We start from the raw sequence: 22,376 nt of genomic DNA on the forward strand, positions 1-22,376 counted from the left end.
ATTCAGCTAACTTCGGTAAGAATCTCCGTACAAAGATTCTTTTATGCGGCGTCCGGCGGAAATTTTCATCAGCAGTCCGCAGCAGATGCCTAAAATCAGAAGCGCAGTACCGCCGTAACTCATAAAGGGAAGGGGCACGCCGACAACGGGCAGGATCCCGCTGACCATTCCCATATTAACAAAGGAATACATCAAAAAGATCGCTGCAATGGCTCCGGCTGTCAGACGCTCAAACATGGTTGAAGCGACCGAGGCGATATAAAGCGTACGCATAATCAGCAGCGTGTAAAGGAGCAGCAGTCCGACATCTCCGAAAAAACCGAACTCCTCGGAAAATACCGCAAAAAGAAAGTCACTGGTTCGCTCAGGAATAAAATCCAAATGCGCCTGGGTTCCGTTCATCCAGCCCTTTCCGGTCATTCCGCCCGAACCGATCGCAATAATTGACTGCAGCGTATGAAAACCCGCACCCAAAGGATCCGAACTCGGATCCAGCAGAGTCAAAACCCGCTGTCGCTGATAGTCATACATCATGCTCCAGACAACGGGAAGCGCAGCCGCCGCACACGAAATCATCAACAGTAAAAATTTCCAGCTGAGTCCGGCAAAGAAGATCACGGCAAAGCCGGAGGCGCAGACCAAGAGAGATGTGCCAAGGTCAGGCTGCTTCAAAATCAGCGCAACCGGCAGAGCAAGCAGAACAAACGCAACCGCATAGTCCCACCAGCGCAGAACGCCTTCCTGAGCGGTATAGCGAATCTGGAAATACCAGGCGATCAAAAGCGGCGTCGCCAGCTTCATGATCTCCGAGGGCTGAATGCGGACTACGCCAATGTCAAGCCAGCGCGTCGCGCCCTTGGTATTCACGCCGAAAAGCAGCGTTGCGACCAACAGAAGAAGACCGACCGCGTAAAGAGGAATCGCGAGTCCCTTCATCCATTTCATGGGAATATTGGCGAAAACCAGCATCGCCGCTCCGGCGGCCGCTAAATTTCGAATCTGTCCGTCAATACGCCAGGGGAAACTGTAGCCTGCAGAATAAAGCGTCACAAAACCCCAGGCGCTCAGAAGCGTCACAATCGCCAGCAGTGTCCAGTCAATCGAAAAAAACACACTGAGAAACGTTTTCAGCACCTTCACATAGAAGGGTTCTTTGTGCACAGTAATCAACGAGTTCAACGTTTATCTCCCTTCTGTCCGTTTTTCCCGTCCGTCCTCGCCGCGGGCTTCTTCACAGCAGTTTTTGCGGGCGCTTTCCCTGAAGCTGGCTTTGCGCCAGCCTCTTTAGATGAGGCCCCTTCCCGCTTATCTTCGGGAATACGGCTCTGCACCAAGTAATAATCCAAAATTTTCCGAGCAAGCGGCGCTGCCGCGGCAGCGCCGAAGCCGCCGTTTTCCACCATAATGGCAAGCGCAATCTGCGGCTTGTCCACAGGAGCAAACGCTATAAACAGGGAGTGGTCGCGATGACGCTCCTTAATCTTGTTCTTGTCATACGTCGCGCCCTGCTTGATGCCTAAAACCTGAGCGGTTCCGGTTTTTCCGCCGACGGTGTAGGGCGCGTTGGCAAACAGCGCGCGCCCGGTTCCTTTGAGCGTCACATCGTGCATCGCGTTCTTAATAAAATCCACATTCTCTTTTTTGAGCGGAATCACATCCACCGGATCCTTGGCAATAACCTCTTCTTCCCCGGTCTCCGCGTTGATAATCTTCTTCACCAGGTGCGGCTTCATCACAATGCCGTCATTGGCAAGGGTTGCCACCGCGTGCGCCAGCTGCAACATCGTAAAAGAGTTGTAGCCCTGACCGATACCGATGGAAATCGTATCGCCAACCGCCCAGCGCTGTTTAAAGCGCTTCTGCTTCCATTCCTTCGAAGGAAGAATACCGCGTGCTTCGCCGACAAGATCGATCCCGGTAATCTGCCCAAAACCAAAGGGTTTCATGAAATCATGAATTCGATCAATACCCATGTCCTGAGCAAGCGAGTAGTAATACACATCTGAAGAAACAACAATCGAACGATGCATATCTACGGGTCCGTATCCGCGCCCTTTGGTGGAATCGCGAAACACATGATTGCCAAGCTGAAAATGGCCGTTGTCCTGAATGACACGCTTCGGATCGCGAACTTTCATCTCCAGCGCGCCAAGCGCCATAAAGGGCTTAAACGTGGACCCGATAGGATAAGTTCCTCTCAAAGCTCGATTCATGAGCGGCTTGTCTTCGTCCTGGTTCAGCTTGTCCCAGGTCTCCTGATCAATACCGTCAACAAATAGGTTCGGATCAAAACTGGGATTGGAAACAAAGGCGAGCACATCTCCGGTCTTCGGCTCAATGGCAATGACCGTGCCTCTTCTGTCTCCTAGCTCTTTCATGATCATGCGCTGCAGGCCCATATCAAGCGTCAGAACCAAATGATTCCCGGTCTTGGGCTGAGTCATTGACAGCGAACGAATGGGACGGCCTGAGGCGCGGACCTCAATTTCTTCAAAACCGGGTTTGCCGTGAAGTTCGTCCTCGTAAGAGAGTTCAATGCCGGTCTTGCCAATATTGAGCGTACCGGAGTAATCACGACCGCGTCCGCTTTCTTCAAGGCGCGTCTGATCTTTCTGTGAAATTCTTCCGATATAGCCGACGACATGCGCCGCGGCTTCCGCCTGCGGATACCTGCGATGCATGCGGGAACGAACTTCAACGCCGGGGAATCGCCAGGACTGAGCGGTAAACCGAGCAACTTCTTCGTCTGTCAGACCACTCTTAATCGGCACCGGGCTCAAACGAGGAAGCTCATCCTTCAGACGATTAAAACGACGTAGATCGCCTTTGGAAATACTGATGATTTTTCCGAGTTCATCTATGGTTTTTCTAAAATTCGGCGTCTCTGCCGGCGTAATTTCGAGTGTGTAGATCGGATCATTCGTCGCGAGAATTTCGCCGTTTTTATCAACAATAGTCCCGCGCCTCGGAGGATGCGCGGTTTCTGTTTTCCGGTTGGCTTCCGCCTTAACGACAAGTTCGTCGTACTGAATAATCTGCAGCCACACAAAACGAAGCGTCAGTATTCCAAAACACAGAAGCGTAACAAACAGAAAGAACCAGCAGCGATTAATGAACTGCTGCCGGTGTTTGGATTCGAGCTCCTGGACCCTTCGTTTCATAATGCGTCAGGCGGCCTCAGCCGAGATAAAAACGTCTGGATAAAAACCAAACCCACAGCGGCCAGAAGACAATAAACAGCAAAACCTGGAGGAACCATGCCGCATCAAAGCTTTGCTGAGACAAAAGAAAGCTTTCCACGGTTTTCAAAACCGCGGGAAGAAGAAAAACCGGCAGCAGAGATATTGCCTGACTGATCGGAGAGAGCCAAAGCAGCCGAACACTCATCAGTTCAGCACAAAATACCACGACGCAGTAAGTCAGCGCGTGCTGACCGAAAACGGCCCCGGTATCAGCATCCGTGAGAAGACCTAAGCAGAATGCGAGCCAGTAGAAAATTCTGTTGGGCTGATGAATCGCCCAGAAAATCAGCGTCATCACGAGAAAACTCGGAAAAAACGGCCAGTGCGAACTTGGCAGCAGATCAAGTAGCCAGGACAACAGAAGCGAACCGTAGACCCAAAGCGGTCCGGCCAAAGTCGGATCATGAATTGACTTATCCGGACGCTGATAGTTAAAGCCTTTGGAAAAATTACTCATCGCTTGGCCTTTCTTCTCTGCTGCGGATCCGCCGGCTCCTCCTCTTCAACCTGAGGAAGCTTGGATTCGGTATCAACAAACATCACCAGTACGTATTCACTCGTACCGATGGACTTTGGTGCGGCAATGCTCACGTCAACATAAGAACCGGCCTCGCCGGGGCGAACGGAAGTCACGGTCCCTACTGGAATCCCTTTGGGATAAATACCGTCAAGACCGGAAGTCACAACCTTTTCACCAACCCTGATTTTGTCGCTGAACGGTAAATCGCGGCTCTGCAGCGTATCACCGTCTCCGGTACCGCGGACAATGCCTCGAACATGCGATTCTGTAAACAAAACGGGAACTTCCTGATTCTTATCCTGAATCAGCTGCACCTGACTTGAACGCTTGGAAACATGAATGATCTGACCGGCGAGCCCGGTTTCCGTGACAACCGGCATCCCGACCTCAACTCCGTCGTCGCTTCCGCCGTTGATCTGATAACGCTGAGTGAAGCCGTCGGAGAGCGCCCGACGAACTTCAAACATCACTGAATGCACCGGGTAAAGTGCCTTTTGCTGAAGCATCTCCTTCAGAACGCGATTTTCATCGCTCAGAGTCCCGAGGCGAAACCTTTCCATTTCGCTCTCGGCCAGACGCTTCTTCAGCACCTCATTTTCATTAACCAGCTTAGATTTCGACTGAAAATACTCCGCCGCTTCTTCAATACCGCGGGACGGAGCGGTAACACCCGTATGCAGGGCATCCGCAACCCACGCAAAACCGCTTCGGACAGGCTCCATCACCTGCATTTGATGATCAACAACCATCATCAGAATGGCAGCAAACGCGAAGAAACCAAAGCTTGTAAAGGAAGAAGCTCTGGGAGCATTAAACTTCAGGTGCTTTGAAGGCCCGAGCATCTTGTCCTATTTCTAGCCGAAACAGAAGATTGAATCTTCGATCTTACCGATACCTTCGAGCGCAACACCGCAGCCGCGGACAACGCAGGTCAGAGGATCATCAGCGACAACGACAGGAAGACCGGTTTCTTCCATCAGAAGACGATCCAGGTCCTTCAGCAGAGCTCCGCCGCCGGTCAGCATCAGACCGCGTACGGCAATGTCCGCGCCAAGCTCCGGAGGCGTCTGCTCAAGCGCCTTTTTGACCGCTCCGACAACCTGATTCAGCGGTTCGGTAAGCGCTTCAAGCACTTCGTTGCTGGAAATCGTAAATGAACGAGGCACACCTTCCGCAAGATTGCGGCCTTTGACCTCAAACTCGCGCACTTCACTGGAAACGAATGCCGAACCGATTTCTTTTTTGATTCGTTCAGCCGTCGGCTCGCCAATCTGCATGCCGTAGTTGCGGCGGATGTAATCAATGATCGCCTGATCAAACTTATCGCCGCCCACGCGTACGCTGCAGGCGTAAACAATGCCGCCCAGAGAAATCACTCCGACCTCAGTTGTGCCGCCGCCGATATCAATCACCATGGAACCGGCCGCTTCACTAACCGGAAGACCTGCGCCGAGCGCGGCCGCCATCGGTTCTTCAATCAGAAAAACCTGCTTGGCACCGGCTGCTTCAGCACTCTCTTTGATCGCGCGGCGCTCAACCTGGGTAGATCCGTAGGGGACGCAAATGACAATTCTGGGACGAGGCGTGAAAATGCTGGGGGTATGCACTTTCTTGATAAAACTCTTGAGCATCTGCTCAGTAACCGTGAAATTCGCGATAACGCCGTCCTTCATCGGACGAATTGCGTCAATGTTGCCCGGAACGCGGCCAAGCATGTTCTTTGCTTCTTTACCAACCGCTCTGACGTCGAGCTTTCCTGAATTTCCTTTGTCTGTTCGCACGGCCACAACACTCGGTTCATCAAGAACCATTCCTTTGCCGCGACAATAAATAAGCGTATTGGCTGTTCCTAAGTCAATCGCTAAATCATTAGAAAAAAAGTTCCTTAAACCACCGAACATGTAGTCCCCCTGCCACTCCACCTTGGCACATATTTAGTAACCGCCCAATTCGAACGAAGGGCAAACGTAAATGATAGACTAAAAAAGGTATTTTAGGCCCCTGACGGAGGCCGGCTGTTACTTGCAGAAACAACAGTTATTGCAAAAACTCATTCATTTTTTAGGAAGTTCATGTCTTTAACCATCAATGACGTGCGCAGAATTTCTGATCTGGCGCGCATCGACCTTTCGGACGCAAACGCCGAAAAACTTATGGTCGAGCTTAATGACATTCTGTCCATGGTCGAACAGATTCAGTCCATCGACACCACAGGCGTAGAGCCCATGCCGCACCCGTTCGGGGGCGCTCAGAGACTTCGTGAAGACGAAGTCACGGAACATAACCGCAGAGAAGAAAATATGCAGAATGCTCCGGACGTCATGGACGGCTTATTCCTGGTTCCAAAGGTGATTGAATAAAATGACTGATCTCACACATTCCACTGTCGCCGAGCTGAAAAAGCTCCTGACTGCAAAAGAAGTCTCTGCTAAGGAAGTCGCTCAGGCGTACCTCGATAAAATCGAAAAAACAAGCTCTCTCAACGCGTTTCTTGACGTGCGCCCTGAGGTCACACTGAAGGAAGCCGAAGAAGCAGACAAGAAAATCCGCTCAGGCGAGGCATCCCCGCTCACCGGCATCCCGATTGCGCACAAGGATATTTTTGTGACGCGCAAGTGGGCGAGCACCGCTGCCAGCAAAATGCTGGAAAACTACATGAGCCCGTTTGACGCGACCGTCGTCGAACGACTTCAGAACGCCGGCTTTGTCTGTCTGGGCAAAACCAACTGCGATGAATTCGCTATGGGTTCAACAACCGCCAACAGCGCTTACGGCAAAACCTACAATCCCTGGGACGCCAACGCGGTCCCCGGCGGCTCATCAGGCGGTTCTGCCTCCTGCGTCGCCGCGCGCATCGCGCCTGCTGCAACAGCCACCGACACGGGCGGTTCAATCCGTCAGCCCGCGGCTTTCTGCGGCGTCACCGGTATTAAACCGACTTACGGCAGACCGAGCCGCTGGGGCATGATCGCATTTGCCTCCAGTCTGGATACCGCCGGCATCATCGCTCAAAGCGCTGAAGACTGCGCTATTGTTCTTTCTGAAATGATCGGTTTTGACAAGCGCGACTCTACCAGCATTGAACTGCCGCCCGAAGACCTGACAGTCGGTCTGAATGCCGGCGTCAAGGGTCTGCGCATCGGCGTTCCCCGCGCCTGGATCGATAAGGCCGAACCGGGCCTGCGCGACGCCATTTACAAGGCACTTTCCGTTTACGAAAGTCTCGGCGCTGTTCTCGTCGATATCAAACTCGACAAAGCCAACCTCGGCGTTCCTGTCTACTACATCATCGCGCCCGCGGAAGCAAGCTCCAACCTCGGCCGCTTTGACGGCGTCCGCTACGGACATCGTGCGAAAGACTATAACGATCTTCTCGACATGATCAAAAAGAGCCGTGATGAAGGCTTCGGCCCTGAACCGAAACGCCGTATTCTGATCGGCACTTACGTTCTTTCGCACGGCTATTACGACGCCTACTACATCAAGGCTCAGCAGGTACGCCGCCTGATCGCTCAAGAGTTTGATGCGATCTTTAAGAACGAATGCGATGTCATCGCCGCACCGGTCTCCACAGATGCCGCTTTCCGCTTCGATGCTAAAGCCGATCCGCTCTCTTTATACCTGAGCGACTTGTACACCGTCCCGGGATCTCTTGCAGGACTGCCCGGCCTCAGCCTGCCCTGCGGTATGAGCGAAGGCAAACTGCCTTACGGTCTGCAGCTGATCGCGCCCAAGTGCGAAGAAGGCCGCCTGCTCGGTACCGCGCATGCCTATCAGCAGGCGACTGACTGGCATAAACTTGTCCCCGCCGGATACTAGGAAGGAATACAAACATGGAATGGGAAGTAGTTATCGGGCTGGAAACACATGTCCAGCTCTCAACAAAATCTAAGATTTTCTCCGGCGCTTCCGCCTCTTTCGGCGCAGAACCGAACACACATGCCTGCCCGATCGATCTGGCGCTCCCCGGCTGCCTGCCGGTCCTCAATAAGAGCGCTGTGGAAAAGGCGATTCGTTTCGGCCTTGCAATCGACGCAAAAGTCGCAAACCGCTCCGTCTTCGACCGTAAGCATTATTTCTACCCGGATTTACCGAAGGCCTATCAAATCAGCCAGTTCGAACTGCCCGTTGTCATCGGCGGACGAGTCAGCTTCCAGGTCGAAAACCCCGATGGAAGCACCTACCAAAAAACTATTAATCTGACCCGCGCGCACCTTGAAGAAGACGCGGGCAAAAGCGTTCACGGCATTGTGCATGGAAAAACCGGTATCGATTTGAACCGTGCCGGAACGCCGCTTTTGGAAATCGTTACGGAACCGGAACTGAGAAGCTCCGCAGAAGCCGTTGCATACGCAAAAGCGCTGCATGAACTCGTTATGTGGATCGGCGTCAGCGACGGCGATATGCAGAAAGGTAATTTCCGCTGCGACGCCAACGTCTCTGTCCGACCCAAGGGCCAGAAAGAATTCGGAACCCGCTGCGAAATTAAAAACCTGAACAGCTTTAAATTCCTTCAGGCCGCTATCGACTACGAAGTTCGCCGCCAGATTGGACTGATCAGTGAAGGCGGAAAAGTGGTACAGGCCACACGTCTCTATGACCCGGACAATGACGAAACACGCGAAATGAGAACGAAGGAAGACTCGATGGACTACCGGTACTTCCCGGATCCGGATCTTCTCCCGCTTGAAATTTCCGACGAATGGATCGAAGAGGTTCGCGCCTCTATGCCTGAACTTCCTGAAAAGACGCTTGCGCGTCTCATCAACGAATACGGCATCAGCGAAGCCGACGCCCTGCAGCTGATCTCTCACCGTCCGCTCACCGAGTACTTTGAGAAAGCAGCCGCTAAGCTCAAAGACAAGAAGATCGCGGCCAACTGGGTCAAGGGCGAAGTTATGGCTCAGCTCAACGCCGCTGAGCTTTCGATCGAAGAAAGCCCGGTCTCAGCCGAACAGCTCGGCGATATTCTTGTTCGCTACAGCGACGGCACAATCAATCAGAAAGGTGCGCGTACCGTCTTCTCCGCGATTTGGGAAAAGAAGGGCGACAAAGTTGATGAACTGATCGAAACGCTGGGCCTGAAGCAAATCTCGGATACCGGCGCCATCGAGGCGGCTATTGACGCAGTGCTTGCCGCCAACCCGAAGATGGTCGAAGAATTCAAATCGGGCAAGGAAAAGGCTTTCAACGCTCTGGTCGGTCAGACCATGAGAGCGACAAAAGGCAAGGCCAATCCGGCTCAGGTCAATGAAATTCTGAGAGCAAAGCTCGCTCAGTAAACAAGCTCACAAAAAGCCGGTTTTAACGCCGGCTTTCTTGTGTCTTTTGTTTACTTAACGCCGTAACGCGCGCGGTAGTCGGAAATAGCCGAACTATAAGCCGACAGCTCTTTTACATCGGATTCCTTCAGATATTCCATCAGGTCCGCAAGATTGGCGATCGCAACGACCGACATCCCGTATTTGTGTTCGACTTCTTCAACTGCCGAACGCTCTCCGACGTCTTCAGCGGTGCCCGAGCACTCCATCCTGTCAAGCGCCAGCAAAACTCCGGACGGGCAAGCCCCGCTCGCTTCAATAATTCTGACCGACTCATTGACGGAAGTTCCAGCGGAAATAACGTCATCAATGATCACCACGTGCCCTTTTAAAGGAGCGCCGACAACCTTGCCGCCTTCTCCGTGATCTTTGGCTTCTTTGCGGTTGTATGCGAAGGGAATGTCATGACCGAGCTCGGACATGCGGATTGCTGTCGCCGCGGCAAGCGTAATGCCTTTATAAGCAGGTCCGAAGAGCATGTCGCACTGAATGCGTCCCTGTTCAATCGCTTCAATAAGCGTTCTGGCGTAGAAATCCGCAAGCGTACGCAGCGAAGCGCCGGTGTAGAACAAACCGGCATTGAAAAAATAAGGCGAGAGACGCCCTGCCTTGGTTTTGAACTCTCCAAAGCGGAGAACGTCCGAATCAATACAAAACTCAATAAATTTATGTTGAAGTTTGGACATAATGTTGTCAGGAACTTGCTGAGGAAAGAAAGCTTAATTTTAGCGGCTCCGAAGTTATTTTCCCGTTACAAAGACGAGCTCTTTCAGCTCTCACGGCCGTTGTAATATAGACAGCATCTTTATCAACGGGTACCAACGTGCTGAAAATCATTACCGCCAACACAAACGGCATCAGAAGTGCTGTCCAAAAAGGCTTTCAATCCTGGCTCTCTGCGCAGGACGCTGACATCGTTTGTATTCAGGAGCTCAAGTCTCAGGATCACGAGGTCCCCGAAGAACTTACTCTCGGACCCTCCTCCTTTCGATACTTCCACTGTGCGGAAAAAAAAGGCTATTCGGGGTGCGCGGTACTGACCAAAAAAGAACCGGATGAAGTCATTATCGGATTCGGCAGCGAAGAGTTCGATCGTGAAGGAAGGTATGTTGAAGTACGCTTTAAGAACCTGATCGTCGTCTCCATCTATTTCCCTTCAGGAAGTTCTTCAGAGGAACGTCAGCAGGCAAAATTCCGCTTCCTCGATGTCATTTTGGACCGCTTAAACACACTAAAAGCCGACGGACGGGAAGTTGTCCTCTGCGGCGACGTCAATATCGCGCACAAGGAAATCGATATCAAAAACTGGAAAAGAAATCTCAAAAACTCCGGGTTCCTTCCGCAAGAGCGTCAATGGCTCACTGATCTCTTTGCCAACGGCTGGACAGACGTCTTCCGTAAGCTTGATCCCCGGCCTAACCAATACACCTGGTGGAGCAATCGCGGCAGAGCGCGTCAAAACAACGTCGGCTGGCGTATCGATTATCAGATTGCGACACCGCTGATTGCAGCAAAAGCCTCCAAAACCGACGTGTACCGCGATGGACGCTTTTCGGATCACGCGCCTCTCACCGTTGTCTACGATTTCGATATCAAATGAAAGCAGAACAGATTCTCTTCTCTCAAGGCTTCGGCACACGTCATGAATGTCGGGGCCTGATACTGCTCGGCAAGTTCACCGCCGCAGGCATGCCTGTCGAAGACCCTGATGAAGATATTGACACGAAGGATCTCGTCTTTACCGTTGACGGCACCGCTTGGCCTTACTACGAGAAAGCCATCGTGATGATGAACAAGCCTGAGCACTACGAATGCTCACTCAAGCCGCTGCACCATCCTTCCGTGATCAGCCTGCTCCCGCCGCCGCTTAGAACCCGAAAACTGCAGCCGGTGGGACGACTTGACGAAGACACAACCGGACTGCTCCTTTTTACCGACGACGGCAAACTCATTCATCGCCTGACACACCCTAAAAAACATGTTGACAAGGTCTACCGAGTCACACTCAAGCATCCGATTACGGACAACCAGATCAGTACGCTGCTCAAAGGCGTGCTGCTCAAGGATGAAAAAGCGGAAGTCAAAGCCGGCTCCTGCGTAAAGATCACAGACAATGTTATCGAGCTCACGCTCGCGCAGGGCAAATATCATCAGGTAAAACGCATGCTGGCTGCGGTCTCAAACCGAGTCACGGCACTTGAACGCGTACAGTTCGGACGCCTTAAACTCCCGGCAGATCTGGCGGCCGGCCAATGGCGCTGGGTCGCGTCAGCCTCGGAGATCACGGGATGAGCACCCTCGGCTCAAAACTTCAGAATTGGTTCGGCGCGTTCCGCATTTATCTGCAGCCGGTATGTCTGAGAATGTTTTTCCTCGGATTCTCCGCAGGACTTCCTCTGCTGCTTGTCCTCGGTACTCTTGGATTCTGGCTGCGCGAGGCGGGAATCGACCTTAAAACCATCGGCTTCATGTCCTGGATCGGATTGGTCTACGGATGCAAATGGCTGTGGGCGCCCCTCGTCGATAATCTCAAAATTCCCTACTTCTCCGCGAAATTGGGACAGCGGCGCACGTGGCTGATCCTCTCGCAGCTCATGCTGATGCTCTCTCTCTCGGGCATGGCTTTTTCCGACCCTCGCTTCCATCTGCCGCTGCTGACGTTCTTTGCGTTTCTGACCGCCTTTGCGTCTGCGACACAGGATATTTCTCTGGACGCCTACCGTATTGAAAGCGCGGATACCGATCTGCAGGGAGCGCTTGCAGCGACTTATCAAACCGGATATCGAATCGCTATGATTTGGGCCGGAGCCGGCGCCTTCGCGCTCGCGGCGCTCTTCCAAACGACTCCGGACAGCGTCTACGATCAAAAGGGCTGGACCGTCGCTTATCTGATTATGGCCGCCTCCATCGGTGTCGGACTTCTTACCTCGATTCTCTCGCCCGCCCCTAATAAAATCGATGAGGCAGACAAACTCAGGGAGCTGCGGGAGGTCAAAAGCAAGGTCAAAGAATTCGTCAGAACGCACGACGCTCTGCCTCAGCCCGCTGCGAAAGTTATCGGCTGGCTCAAAGTTATCTGCTGGAGTCCGATCGCCGACTTCTTTGATCGCTACAAGTGGCATGCGGCCGCCATTCTGCTGCTCATTGCCACCTATCGAATCAGCGACGTTGTCATGGGCGTTATGAGCAATCCTTTCTATCGAGATCTCGGATTCAGTAAGGAAGAAGTCGCCGCTGTATCGAAAATTTTCGGCGTCGTCATGACTTTGGTCGGTACATTCGTCGGGGGAGTTGTCGTCCTGCGCTTGGGCGTGCTTAAAACGCTTTTTATCGGAGCGCTGCTTGCCTCCGCGACCAACCTGCTTTTCTCCTGCCTCGCAGGCCTCGGCCATGACCTCGCATTCCTCGTCTTTACCGTAAGCGCGGACAACCTCTCCGGAGGTCTCGCAAGCGCCGCCTTTATCGCATACCTCTCAGGGCTCACCAACGTCCGGTATTCGGCGACTCAGTACGCGGTCTTCTCCTCCATCATGCTGATTCTGCCTAAGTTTCTCGCAGGTTTCTCCGGCGTTATGGTCGAAAGCGTCGGATATGCCAATTTCTTTATCATCACTGCGGCGCTTGGCATACCCGTCTTGATCCTCATCCCGGTAATCGGGATGCTGGAGAAATCAAAGCATTAATTTTTGCTCTCTTCCTCCATCGGCTCATTAAGCTCCGGAAATGCGTAGCCCTTTGTCACATTGGCGATCTCCGCGACACAGCTGGCTAAATCGGAGAGCGCCGCGGGCAAGTCCTCAAGCGGCGCTTCCTTATCGAGGATTTGTTTCGTTTCTGCGAAATCCCCCAAGCTCTCCTGCGGCAGATGACGCAGAATTCCGTGCAGCGCCAGGGCAATCTTGGGAGAATCGGATTTCTCCAGGAAATCGGGCCAAATCTGACCGGCTTCTAAAAAGCCCATGGCAAACGGCTCCAGAGCCTTAATCGCTTCCTTTCCTTCCAAAACTCTGCCTCGCTCGTCTTCGGCATCAAAGTAGATCGGATCAAGGGGCTGCGAATTGGCAAGCGTTTCTCCAATTTCACGAAAACGTTTTATGAGCAACTCCCTCAAACGCTTGTCTTCTGAGGCACTGCCTGTAGAAGCCGAGGCTTTGCCGTTCGTGGAAAGAATCCGCCCAAGCCAGCTTCTGGTATCGGGAAGAGTCGGCAGCAGCTGTATCGCGGTCATAAAACCGTCTGCTTCCGACGCGTCCATCGGTTCCGCACTTTCATCCACCGAAGCAAGCAGCTCATCGAGTTCACTAAGCTCATCAACCGTCATTGCGTTACTCTTTTCAGACATTCCTGTTCTCCTCTTTTTCCCAAAACTGATCCAAAATCTCGGCCGCGTGAGGACCGTCATGCGCTTTTGACAGCTGCTGTACCAAACGTACGCAGGCAGAGTGCTTAAGCCCGAGAACCGCTTCCTTCACTTCGGGAATATTCATCGGCGCCATCGACAGCTCCTTGATGCCCAGACCGATAAAAATCGGTACCAGTCTGCTTTTTCCGCCTGCCTCTCCGCAAATCGAAATCGGTTTCTCTGCTTTGGCGGCGGCCTTCGCACTCATCTTCAAAAGCTTCAAAACCGCCGGATGCAGTTCGTCATAAAGCGGGGCCACCGCAGCATTGCCGCGGTCCACACCGAGACAATACTGAATCAGATCATTGGTGCCGATGCAGATAAAATCAGACGCTTCCAAAAATTCCTCAATACAGAGCACCGCCGCCGGAAGCTCTACCATAATGCCGACTTTCACATCGGGATTAAACGGTACCTGCTCTTCACTAAGTTGCGCCTTGGCCAGCGCAATATAGCGCTTTGCTTCTTCAATCTCATGAAGGTTCGACACCAGAGGCAAAAGTATCCGAACATCAAAACCGTGTGCCGCTCTCAAAATCGCACGAAGCTGAATTAAAAAGAGATTCGGATTCACCAGCGAAAAACGAATTGCCCTGAGCCCTAAAGCCGGATTATCTTCCTTCTCCGCCCCGGACGAAACATTCTGATGAAGCGCTTCAGGAGTCAAAATCTTATCGCCGCCGACGTCAATCGTTCGAATCGTGACCGGACGCTTTCCCATCCCCTCGATAAGCGTGCGGTAGCTTTCGTACTGCTCCTGCTCTGTGGGAAGAACCTGCCGCCCCATAAAAAGGTATTCGCTCCTAAAAAGCCCTATTCCCTGCGCGCCGAGATGCAGAATATCGTCAAGTCCGGAAACCATTGCGACATTAGCCTTGAGCGTCATGCGAAAACCGTCTTTGGTCTGCGCCGCCCGTCTTCTTGCCCTGAATCGCTGAGAATAATTTCTTTCCTGATCCTTGACGCGTGAAGCGATCTCTTTGGTTTCCTTCGCATCCGGATTGCAGATAATCGTTCCGCTGTGCGAGTCAACAAATACTCGATCACCGCTCTGGATCAGCCCGACAGCACCGCCTACGCCGACAATGGCCGGGATAAACAGAGTTTGAGAAAGTACCGCGGTATGCGAAGTGGGGCCGCCCTTCTCCGTTACGATGCCGACAAGATCGAGCTCCTCATACTCGGTCAGCCAGATCACATCCGCAAACGAAAGGTCATGCGTCACTAAAATGACAGATTCATCCGCCGCATCCCGAACCTGTTCCCCAAGTCTGCGCCCGCCGGTCAGCTCTTCCTGAAGCCGTGTGACGACATGCTCAATGTCATCGCCGCGTTCAGCCAAATAAGAGTCGGACAGATTCTCAAATACCTTGCGGACCTCTTCGAGATGCTGCTCGAGCGCCCACTCGGCATTAATCAGCTTCTGCTCAATCAGACGCGAAGTTTCCGTAAACAATGTCTCGTCATTCACAAGCATTCGGAAAACTTCAAGGAAGGCTTTCACCTCTTTGGGCGCTTTCTTGGGCGAGCGCCGGATCATCAGATCAAGCTCCTTGTTCACCGCCGTAATCGCGGAGGCAAGACGCGCCACTTCCTGCTGAGACTGAGAAGCCTCAATCTGATACTGAGGAAGCTGCAGAGAGCCGGAATTCATGACTCTGGCCTGGCCAAAGCCGATCCCGCTGGAGACGCCGACTCCTCTTAATTCCTGCCTGGGACGAACCGCTTCGTCAGTCATGGCTATTCCTGCTCTCCGAATTTGCTGTCAAATAATTCTTTTACCGCCGCTAAGGCCGCATCCTCGTCTGTTCCATCCGCTGTGACGGTAAGCTCCGTACCTTTGGAAGCCGCAAGCAGCATGACGCCCATGATCGACTTACCGTTGACCTTTCGGCCGCCTTTCTCAATGCGAATATCACTTAAAAATTCATTGCCCTTCTGAGTGAGCTTAGCAGCCGGACGAGCATGCAGACCAAGACGATTCAATACCGTTACCTGAATGGATTTCATTTTTTTCCTTCAATGAGATACGCGGTGACGCCAATTTCTTTTGCCTTCTGTTCAAGCTCTTTCAAAGAAAGAGAGCGATAGCAAATCATCTTAAAGAGAAGCGGCAGAGAGAGCGGCACAAGAAATAAGCAGGGATGTGTTTCGCAAAATCCGCGCATCACATTGCAGGGCGTCGCACCTTCAATATCAAGAATCACAACACGTTCTTCGGCCTCGATGGAATTCCATGCCTCAGAAAGCTGTTTCTGAAGCGCCTCAGCCGAAGCGTCCGAATCAATATCAACAGCTATGAAATCCGGGACCTCTTTCATAATCTGAAGAGTCGCTTCCCTAAAAGCGCTCGCTATCGGCTTATGCGCCGCGATTATCAAACTCACGCTCATAACTGTCCTTCCAACATGTTTAACTCCTTGAAAGTATATATTTCATCCGGCAGATTTGCCGTACGCCATATTCGCAGACAGAGAACCTTCTTTGCACAGACTCCGTACCAACACAGGCGCAGAAAACAATAAAATATCAAAAACCAACAGAGGAGACGCTTATGGCAATTGTTACCTTTAAAAGCAAAGCCGCCGGTGAAATTTTTATGTTCCGCGAAACCGCAGAAAAAATCTTTAAAGTCATCGGCAAACCTTTAGGCCTGAGAGGCGTACTCACACCCGAAGAGATCCCTGACGCCATCGCCGCACTGAAAGATGCAATGGAAAAGGAAAAAGAATTTCTCAAAGGCCTGCGCGAGCGTGAAGACAAACGCTTCCGCGAGGGCAAAGACCTGGATGAGGAAAAGAAACCCGCTATCGAAGCGCCGGTCTACTTCACTCAGCGCGCTTATCCGCTTCTTGAAATGCTCGAAAGAAGCCTCAAAGAAGATACGCCTGTCGTCTGGGGTGTTTAAGCCCGCCAGAAACCGCGCGTGAAGAGTACGAGCACAGTAAAGAGCTCCAAGCGTCCGATCACCATCAGGAAGCAGCAGAAAGCAATCTGAAAATCGTTGAGGGACGCAAAGTTATAGGCCGGCCCAAGACTTCCAAGGGCCGGTCCGAGATTGTTCAGGCACGCCAGAGCCGCCGAAAAAGCCGTCAGACCGTCCAGCCCTGAAAGCATGAATGTGATTGTGCTGAAAAGCGCAATGATCGTGTACAGCATCAGGAAGGCCAAAACCAAGAAGACTACCTGCTTGTCAATGGTCTGAGACCCAATCTTGAGCGGGCGAACCATCTTCGGATGCAGAATTCTCTTGAACTCCAGATTGCCCTGCTTCACCAAAGCAATCGCTCGGATCATCTTGATGCCGCCGCCGGTTGACCCGGCGCACGTCGCAAAACAGCTTGCCAGCAAAATCAGCAGCTGCGCCACAAGCGACCATTCACCGTAGTTCGTGTTCGCAAAGCCGCCAGTACTAATCACAAAAACTGTATTGGTCACGCCGTAATAAATCGCGTCTGAAACTGTGGCGTACGTTTTGTCATAAACCAGAAGGAACGAAATAAACGCAGAGAGCAGAACAATCGTCAGGATCCATCCGCATGTCTCCGCGTCCTTCAGATAGGTTCTGAACGAGAGCTTCCTCCAGGCGGTAAAGTGCATGGAGAAGTTAATGCCGCCGATAATCAGAAAGATCACGCAGACCCAGTCCACCGTCCGGCTCGACCAATAGGCGAAACTCGCGTCATGCGAGGAATACCCGCCTAAAGAAACCGTCGTAAAGGTATGCATGATCGCATCATCCCAGTCCATGCCGGCAAAGTGATAGCAAACTGCGCAAACGACGGAAATCGCAAAGTAAATGTTGTAGAACGCTTTGGCAGTATCGGCGATCCTCGGCGTTAGGCGCCCTTCTTTGAGCGGCCCTGTAGACTCGGCGCGAAAGATCTGAGCGCCGCCCACGCCCAAGAGCGGTAAAACCGCCACGGCCGTCACCAGGATTCCAATACCGCCCATCCATGCGAGGAAACAGCGCCAGAAATTGACACTGATCGGAAGACGATCCAGCCCCGAGAGAATCGTCGCGCAAGTCGTCGTAATCCCGGATGTCGCTTCAAAAAACGCATGTATGAAGGAAATATTTTCAATATTGACATAGAGCGGGATCGTCGCGGCGAGCGCAAGAAGCACCCATGCCATCGTGACCAGCAGAAAACCGTCTCTTGGAATCAGCTCACGCTTAAACCGGCGCGTGCTCAGCCACAAAAATAGCCCGGTAAAGAAAGTAATGCAGAACGCGATCTCAAAACCGGCCTCAGCTCCGTCGTTTTTCCATAAAGATAATGCAAGCGGGATCAGCATCGATAGAGAAAATCCCACCAAAATCGGCCCAAGCACGTTGAGTACGGGCAGAAGCATGAGTCTGAGTACGGGCGGCAGCATCGTCATGATTAAAAGAAACCTACTGATGGAGCAAATAGTTTCTCAACATCAGAAATCTGCCGCTTGCTGCCCATAAACACAATCACCTGGTCCCCGTCCTGAATAACGAGGTCCTTATCGGCCATAAACACTTCAAAGATGCCGTTCACTTTACGAAGCACACATCCGATCGAAGTGCCGTCTGGCATGGAAATCTGAGCGGCATGCCGTCCTATGATCTTTGAATTCTTCTCATTGCCGTGTGCGACGATTTCCATCACTTCGGCTCCGCCTCTGCGCAGCGTGTGCGCAGACAAAACATCGCCCTGACGAATGTGACGCAGCAAATCCGAAAGCGTCGCTTCCGTTGGAGAAAACGCGATATCAATACTGGTGCCCTCAACCAAATCAATGTAGTCAGCACGGTTGATCAGCGTAATGGCACGATGCGCACCCAATTTCTTCGCAAGCAGACACGACATGATGTTGTCTTCGTCATCACTGCTGACGGCAATAAATAAATCGGTATTCGCAATGCCTTCATTCACAAAAAGACCTTCGTCCGTCATATCTCCGTGAAGCACCAGAACGGAACTTGAAAGGTTCTGCGACAGGAACTGACAGCGCTCCAAGTCCGGCTCAATGATTTTGACGTTGTAGACATCTCCGGAGGCTGTCTCCACATCGTCGAGCGCTTTGGCAAGCTGCAGCCCTAAGCTGTCACCGCCGACAATCATGACGCGATCGGAACGACGTACCCGCTGACGAAGTACTTTGACAACGTCCATCGCGCTGTCCTTGGTTGTGAGGAAGAAAATCTCGTCTCCCGCCTCAATCACAGTGTTGCCGCGGATATCATCCAGACGGTATTTTTGTCGGTAGATGGAAACAATCTGAACTTTTACGCGCGGCAGCAGACTATGAATAGTGTCAACCGTTTGGCCGCACATCTTGGCCTCGCTCACGACTTTAACGGACATCAAAATGACGTCCGCCTCGGAAAACTCAATGACCTGCAGCGCTTCCGGATAGGTAATCAGCTGAACAATATAATTCGTGATCGCCTCTTCCGGCCATATAACGGAAGTCGCACGAAACCCCGCAGTCGACAGAAGCGCCGGATATTCACGAAGCTCATCATTGCGCACACGCGCGATGCGCGACGGAACATTAAAAAGCTGCTCGGCAATCAGAGTTACGGCGAGATTGGTTTCGTCATTAGCGGTCACGGCAATAATCATGTCCGCGTCCACCGCTCCGGCCTCGGCAAGAACAGAGGGAGACGTCGCGTCGCCTACGATGCCCTGAAGGTCGTAATTATTCTGAATGTCTGTTATGCGGTCCTTGTCTGTATCAACAATCGTAATGTCGTTGGACTCAGACACTAAATTCCCTGCAACGGAAGAACCGACTTTCCCCGCTCCAACTATGAGAATCCTCATTTATTGCTCCATTGCCGGAGATCAGGTCTTCGGGAGGCTACTCGCGGGCTCTCACCGTCTTTCCAATCTCAATTCCCAGCTGCTTAAGCTTTCGATACAGATGCGTGCGCTCTAATCCGGCAAATGCGGCAACACGCGAAATACTATTGTTTTCTCTTTTCAGCAGATTCAAGAAGTAAAGCCGCTCAAATTGATCTCTGGCTTCTCTGAGCGGAGCGGAAAAGTCCACCTGACCCAGCAGCGCTTTGGTGTCCTCTGCGCTGGTGCGCGGAGGCTGATCCGAAATTGCCGTCACTCGGGCATCCGCGGAATGAGAACCGGAAGATCGGTAAGAGCTTCCGGAAGCCGGGAACGGATGCGCATAAACCGTCGTATCCCGCAGCGCATCAATACGCGCGGAGGCCTGAGAGTCTCCGATTCTGGGCTCCTTAGAACTCTTCTGCAGAGCTTCCTTCACGGCGCTGATCAGACGAGAAAGCGCAATCGGCTTTTCCAGAAAATCCACAGCGCCGAATTTGGTCGCTTCAACGGCTGTATCCAGAGTGGCATGACCGCTCATCATGATCACAGGCGCTGTCAGCTGTCCGCTCGAACTCCACTCCTTCAGCAGAGAAATCCCATCGTTATCCGGCATCCAGATATCCAAAAGGACCAAATCCGGATGCTGGTTCATCGCAGCTCGTGCCGCACTGGCGTTTTCCGCCAGAAGAACTCCGTAACCCTCATCAGAGAGAATTTCTGACAAAAGTTCGCGAATGCCGATTTCGTCGTCTACAACTAAAACAACTGCCATAAAATCTTTACTTTCTGAATAATTCTTACTTCTCTATGGACTTCTATTCTATCAAGTCCGAATTCTTCCTAAACGGTCCAAAGCCTTCTAAAAACAAAAAACAGAGCGGCTCCGCGAACCTCTCCCTTTTCATCCGTTAAATTCACCGCGGTAACCGACGCTCCGTGCTCATCAACGATCTTCTTGATCATGGCAAGGCCCAGACCTGTGCCGGAAGACTTTGTCGTCACATAGGGCTCAAACGCGTGTTCCAGAATCTGTTTGGTGAACCCCGGACCATTATCGCTTACTTCCAGGCTGACGCCCTCGGCCTCTCCGCTTGTCTCGTTCCTTATCACCGAGGTGCGGATCGAAACCACTAGCTGCTCCTTGGAAGGAAGCGCCTCCATCGCATTGGAGAACAAATTATGAAATACCTGACGAAGCTGATTTGCATCCCCCTCAATCGCGGGCATCGGCTCCTGTAGAGCCAGCTGAACGCGAATCCCGGCCGCCTGATAGAAATGAGCCACTTCCTCAATAAAAACAGTGAGGTCCAGACGGTCATAATGCGGCGCTCCGATCTTTGCATACAGGCGAAAATCATTAACCATCTGCTTCATTGCCGTGACCTGGCTGACAATGGTTTTGGTCGCCCTTTCCAAAATTTCCTGATCCCGTCCCTGAACCTTATCCTTAAGCTTCATCTCCAGTCGCTCGGCGGCAAGCTGGATCGGCGTCAGCGGATTCTTAATCTCGTGGGCAAGACGACGGGCCACCTCGCCCCATGCCTCCGTTCTCTGAGCGGCCGCAAGCGCGGTGACGTCGTCAAAAACCAGCAGATATCCTTTGTCTTCGCCAAGCGTCAGCCGAGTCGCTCTCGCAAAAATATTGAGCTTTTCCTGAAGTTTGTCCGGCCGCTGATATTCACACTGAATCGAAATGTCAGAGTTCTCTTCTGTGCAGAGCGCAAGCTTTTCACTCACCACCGACGCGAAGGCCGGCATGATGTCCTTCAGCAGAGCGCCTAAGCACTCGGTGAGATTGATGCCGAGAATTCTGGAAGCCGCTGAGTTGGCGGAAATCAGCTGGCTGTGGCTGCTGAGCACAATCACACCGGAGGACATCTTTGCCAGAATTCGTTCCAGGTATTCTTTGGCCTGACCCAGTTCTTCACTGCGGCTTTCCAGATCTTCCCGCGCCTGTGCAAGCTGCCCGGTCATTGTGTTGAACGAACGGGCAAGCTCCCCGACTTCATCGTTTGTCCTCACCTCGGGAAGCTGCTCATACTGGCCGGCGCCGACTCGCCGAATACCTTCCAGAAGCAGCATCAGCGGTTTGCTGATGCGGTTGGCCATAATCACCGAAATCGCTATCGCGCCAAACATGGAAAGCAGAAGCACCAGCGTCAGTGAGATGGAGTAAATGTTGCGAAGGCCGCTGCGGGCGAGAACCATTTCCTGATAATCCCGATAACCGTTCATCAGCGTCTCGGCATTGCTTGCAAGCGAGGGCGGGACATTGTCAATCAGTTCGAGAAAAACAGACTCTCTGCCGGAAGAAGGAGCATCCAGCATAAAAATATCCTTCTGCGAACGCAGCGCGAGCGAAATCGAACCGTCAGCCGTCGGGATAGGAATCACGACCTGAGCTCTCTGAAGTCCCGGATTATTGTCATCAATCGTCTGCCAAAAACCATGCGTACGCGCCGCCTGCAGCACTCGATTCGAAGGAACGGTCGGAACCAGTTTGCCAAAGGAGCTGCCGGAAACGGCTAAGAGATTGCCGCTTGAGGTGATCAGCACTGCTTCCTGCACCCCCTCGCGCTCCCGTGCGGCATCCAGCACGGCGAGCCAGCCGGAGGGCGGAGTTTCTGCGATTTCTGCTGAAATTTTACGAGCCTTCACCAGCACATTGGATTGGAAATTCTCAAGCACTTCGCGGCCGAGCGTAAGACCTGAATCCAGAGCGCGTTCCACTCTGACGTCGAACCAGGAATCCACGGAATGGTGAAGAAACTGAACAGAAACAGCAAAAATCAAGATTCCGGGAAGCACACCGGTCAGCCCGAGCGCAAGCGCAAATTTCGAAAGAATTTTGACACCGTATTTTTTTCGCTTCGCATTGCGGTAAAGCTGGTAAAGAAGCGCGCCGACCATGCCCATGAACACGAGCATCACAAAGGTGTTGATATACAGGAGAACGGTATAGTACTTTTCAAAAAATACCGTGTTCTGGCTTGCACTCACCAGAAGAAATAAAAGCACACAGCTAAGCCCTATTAAAGCCAACAGAGCCAATCTGAGATACTTTGACAA

The 22,376-nt window shown here is 52.4% G+C and carries 20 protein-coding genes and 2 pseudogenes; 7 read left to right on the top strand and 15 right to left on the bottom strand.

Annotated elements, in window-relative coordinates; translation table 11 throughout:
- Positions 1-6: 6 nt before the first annotated feature.
- The 5 genes from rodA to E5987_RS01040 are packed head-to-tail and all read right to left on the bottom strand — an operon-like array spanning position 7 to position 5,663.
- Positions 7-1,167 carry a rod shape-determining protein RodA gene (gene rodA, locus E5987_RS01020; protein WP_160334269.1) on the bottom strand — a complete coding sequence of 387 codons (1,161 nt, stop codon included), beginning with the start codon at positions 1,165-1,167 and terminating at the stop codon, positions 7-9.
- Between the two features lie 8 nt (positions 1,168-1,175).
- Entirely contained in the window at positions 1,176-3,161 is a 1,986-nt protein-coding gene (gene mrdA, locus E5987_RS01025) for a penicillin-binding protein 2 (protein ID WP_160334220.1), read from the bottom strand.
- 16 nt (positions 3,162-3,177) lie between these two features.
- Positions 3,178-3,699, bottom strand: coding sequence for a rod shape-determining protein MreD (gene mreD / locus E5987_RS01030; RefSeq protein ID WP_160334221.1), 522 nt, complete (start codon positions 3,697-3,699; stop codon positions 3,178-3,180).
- Entirely contained in the window at positions 3,696-4,604 is a 909-nt protein-coding gene (gene mreC, locus E5987_RS01035; protein ID WP_160334222.1) for a rod shape-determining protein MreC, read from the bottom strand. The genes mreD and mreC overlap by 4 nt, the downstream gene beginning before the upstream one ends.
- Before the next feature lie 12 nt (positions 4,605-4,616).
- Complete coding sequence (locus E5987_RS01040; protein WP_160334223.1) at positions 4,617-5,663, bottom strand: rod shape-determining protein; 1,047 nt, start codon at positions 5,661-5,663, stop codon at positions 4,617-4,619.
- A gap of 171 nt (positions 5,664-5,834) precedes the next feature.
- Between E5987_RS01040 and gatC the strand changes: the two genes are divergently transcribed.
- Genes gatC through gatB form a run of 3 tightly spaced genes read left to right on the top strand, consistent with a single transcriptional unit; the run spans position 5,835 to position 9,044 of the window.
- A complete protein-coding gene (gene gatC, locus E5987_RS01045) occupies positions 5,835-6,122 on the top strand; it encodes an Asp-tRNA(Asn)/Glu-tRNA(Gln) amidotransferase subunit GatC (protein ID WP_160334224.1) in 288 nt (95 codons plus the stop codon).
- A gap of 1 nt (position 6,123) precedes the next feature.
- A complete protein-coding gene (gatA, locus tag E5987_RS01050; RefSeq protein WP_160334225.1) occupies positions 6,124-7,581 on the top strand; it encodes an Asp-tRNA(Asn)/Glu-tRNA(Gln) amidotransferase subunit GatA in 1,458 nt (485 codons plus the stop codon).
- A gap of 14 nt (positions 7,582-7,595) precedes the next feature.
- The gene (gatB, locus tag E5987_RS01055) at positions 7,596-9,044 is read left to right on the top strand and encodes an Asp-tRNA(Asn)/Glu-tRNA(Gln) amidotransferase subunit GatB (protein ID WP_160334226.1); all 1,449 of its coding nucleotides are present in this window, start codon (positions 7,596-7,598) and stop codon (positions 9,042-9,044) included.
- 50 nt (positions 9,045-9,094) lie between these two features.
- Here the strand turns inward: gatB and pyrE are convergent, their stop codons facing one another.
- A complete protein-coding gene (pyrE, locus tag E5987_RS01060; RefSeq protein WP_160334227.1) occupies positions 9,095-9,769 on the bottom strand; it encodes an orotate phosphoribosyltransferase in 675 nt (224 codons plus the stop codon).
- A 137-nt stretch (positions 9,770-9,906) separates the two neighbouring features.
- Between pyrE and E5987_RS01065 the strand changes: the two genes are divergently transcribed.
- The 3 genes from E5987_RS01065 to E5987_RS01075 are packed head-to-tail and all read left to right on the top strand — an operon-like array spanning position 9,907 to position 12,766.
- Entirely contained in the window at positions 9,907-10,683 is a 777-nt protein-coding gene (locus E5987_RS01065; RefSeq protein WP_160334228.1) for an exodeoxyribonuclease III, read from the top strand.
- Complete coding sequence (locus E5987_RS01070) at positions 10,680-11,375, top strand: pseudouridine synthase (protein ID WP_160334229.1); 696 nt, start codon at positions 10,680-10,682, stop codon at positions 11,373-11,375. The genes E5987_RS01065 and E5987_RS01070 overlap by 4 nt, the downstream gene beginning before the upstream one ends.
- The gene (locus E5987_RS01075; protein ID WP_237178674.1) at positions 11,372-12,766 is read left to right on the top strand and encodes an AmpG family muropeptide MFS transporter; all 1,395 of its coding nucleotides are present in this window, start codon (positions 11,372-11,374) and stop codon (positions 12,764-12,766) included. Before E5987_RS01070 ends, E5987_RS01075 begins: the two co-directional genes overlap by 4 nt.
- On the opposite strand, the gene E5987_RS01080 is transcribed toward E5987_RS01075, so the two are convergent.
- Genes E5987_RS01080 through E5987_RS01095 form a run of 4 tightly spaced genes read right to left on the bottom strand, consistent with a single transcriptional unit; the run spans position 12,763 to position 15,878 of the window.
- Positions 12,763-13,425, bottom strand: a complete 663-nt coding sequence (locus E5987_RS01080) for a YecA/YgfB family protein (RefSeq protein ID WP_160334231.1) — start codon at positions 13,423-13,425, stop codon at positions 12,763-12,765. The genes E5987_RS01075 and E5987_RS01080 overlap by 4 nt on opposite strands.
- Positions 13,418-15,223, bottom strand: coding sequence for a phosphoenolpyruvate--protein phosphotransferase (gene ptsP, locus E5987_RS01085; RefSeq protein WP_160334232.1), 1,806 nt, complete (start codon positions 15,221-15,223; stop codon positions 13,418-13,420). Before ptsP ends, E5987_RS01080 begins: the two co-directional genes overlap by 8 nt.
- A gap of 2 nt (positions 15,224-15,225) precedes the next feature.
- The gene (locus E5987_RS01090) at positions 15,226-15,495 is read right to left on the bottom strand and encodes an HPr family phosphocarrier protein (RefSeq protein ID WP_160334233.1); all 270 of its coding nucleotides are present in this window, start codon (positions 15,493-15,495) and stop codon (positions 15,226-15,228) included.
- Positions 15,492-15,878 carry a PTS sugar transporter subunit IIA gene (locus E5987_RS01095; protein WP_160334234.1) on the bottom strand — a complete coding sequence of 129 codons (387 nt, stop codon included), beginning with the start codon at positions 15,876-15,878 and terminating at the stop codon, positions 15,492-15,494. Before E5987_RS01095 ends, E5987_RS01090 begins: the two co-directional genes overlap by 4 nt.
- A gap of 161 nt (positions 15,879-16,039) precedes the next feature.
- Between E5987_RS01095 and E5987_RS01100 the strand changes: the two genes are divergently transcribed.
- Positions 16,040-16,393 (top strand): DUF1840 domain-containing protein, encoded by a 354-nt coding sequence (locus E5987_RS01100; protein ID WP_160334235.1) that lies wholly within the window; start codon positions 16,040-16,042, stop codon positions 16,391-16,393.
- Here E5987_RS01100 and E5987_RS01105 read toward each other — a convergent pair.
- The 5 genes and pseudogenes from E5987_RS01105 to E5987_RS01120 form a co-directional block, all read right to left on the bottom strand.
- Positions 16,390-17,871, bottom strand: coding sequence for a TrkH family potassium uptake protein (locus E5987_RS01105; protein WP_160334236.1), 1,482 nt, complete (start codon positions 17,869-17,871; stop codon positions 16,390-16,392). The genes E5987_RS01100 and E5987_RS01105 overlap by 4 nt on opposite strands.
- 2 nt (positions 17,872-17,873) lie before the next feature.
- Entirely contained in the window at positions 17,874-19,286 is a 1,413-nt protein-coding gene (gene trkA / locus E5987_RS01110) for a Trk system potassium transporter TrkA (protein ID WP_160334237.1), read from the bottom strand.
- A gap of 37 nt (positions 19,287-19,323) precedes the next feature.
- A pseudogene (locus E5987_RS13410) lies at positions 19,324-19,509 on the bottom strand (helix-turn-helix domain-containing protein); the annotation flags it as partial.
- Positions 19,510-19,751: 242 nt separating this feature from the next.
- Positions 19,752-20,079 (bottom strand): annotated as a pseudogene (locus E5987_RS13415) (response regulator); the annotation flags it as partial.
- Between the two features lie 68 nt (positions 20,080-20,147).
- Positions 20,148-22,376: a sensor histidine kinase gene (locus E5987_RS01120; protein ID WP_160334239.1), complete on the bottom strand. Its 2,229-nt coding sequence runs from the start codon at positions 22,374-22,376 to the stop codon at positions 20,148-20,150.

It is taken from the genome of Parasutterella muris, assembly GCF_009767915.1.
Lineage (GTDB): Bacteria > Pseudomonadota > Gammaproteobacteria > Burkholderiales > Burkholderiaceae_F > Parasutterella > Parasutterella muris.

Bases quoted from the DNA above. Each gene is read 5' to 3' on its own strand.
- mrdA (WP_160334220.1), bottom strand. From the start codon at position 3,161: ATGAAACGAAGGGTCCAGGAGCTCGAATCCAAACACCGGCAGCAGTTC.
- mreD (WP_160334221.1), bottom strand. From the start codon at position 3,699: ATGAGTAATTTTTCCAAAGGCTTTAACTATCAGCGTCCGGATAAGTCA.
- mreC (WP_160334222.1), bottom strand. From the start codon at position 4,604: ATGCTCGGGCCTTCAAAGCACCTGAAGTTTAATGCTCCCAGAGCTTCT.
- E5987_RS01040 (WP_160334223.1), bottom strand. From the start codon at position 5,663: ATGTTCGGTGGTTTAAGGAACTTTTTTTCTAATGATTTAGCGATTGAC.
- gatC (WP_160334224.1), top strand. From the start codon at position 5,835: ATGTCTTTAACCATCAATGACGTGCGCAGAATTTCTGATCTGGCGCGC.
- gatA (WP_160334225.1), top strand. From the start codon at position 6,124: ATGACTGATCTCACACATTCCACTGTCGCCGAGCTGAAAAAGCTCCTG.
- gatB (WP_160334226.1), top strand. From the start codon at position 7,596: ATGGAATGGGAAGTAGTTATCGGGCTGGAAACACATGTCCAGCTCTCA.
- pyrE (WP_160334227.1), bottom strand. From the start codon at position 9,769: ATGTCCAAACTTCAACATAAATTTATTGAGTTTTGTATTGATTCGGAC.
- E5987_RS01070 (WP_160334229.1), top strand. From the start codon at position 10,680: ATGAAAGCAGAACAGATTCTCTTCTCTCAAGGCTTCGGCACACGTCAT.
- E5987_RS01075 (WP_237178674.1), top strand. From the start codon at position 11,372: ATGAGCACCCTCGGCTCAAAACTTCAGAATTGGTTCGGCGCGTTCCGC.
- E5987_RS01080 (WP_160334231.1), bottom strand. From the start codon at position 13,425: ATGTCTGAAAAGAGTAACGCAATGACGGTTGATGAGCTTAGTGAACTC.
- ptsP (WP_160334232.1), bottom strand. From the start codon at position 15,223: ATGACTGACGAAGCGGTTCGTCCCAGGCAGGAATTAAGAGGAGTCGGC.
- E5987_RS01090 (WP_160334233.1), bottom strand. From the start codon at position 15,495: ATGAAATCCATTCAGGTAACGGTATTGAATCGTCTTGGTCTGCATGCT.
- E5987_RS01095 (WP_160334234.1), bottom strand. From the start codon at position 15,878: ATGAGCGTGAGTTTGATAATCGCGGCGCATAAGCCGATAGCGAGCGCT.
- E5987_RS01100 (WP_160334235.1), top strand. From the start codon at position 16,040: ATGGCAATTGTTACCTTTAAAAGCAAAGCCGCCGGTGAAATTTTTATG.
- E5987_RS01105 (WP_160334236.1), bottom strand. From the start codon at position 17,871: ATGACGATGCTGCCGCCCGTACTCAGACTCATGCTTCTGCCCGTACTC.
- trkA (WP_160334237.1), bottom strand. From the start codon at position 19,286: ATGAGGATTCTCATAGTTGGAGCGGGGAAAGTCGGTTCTTCCGTTGCA.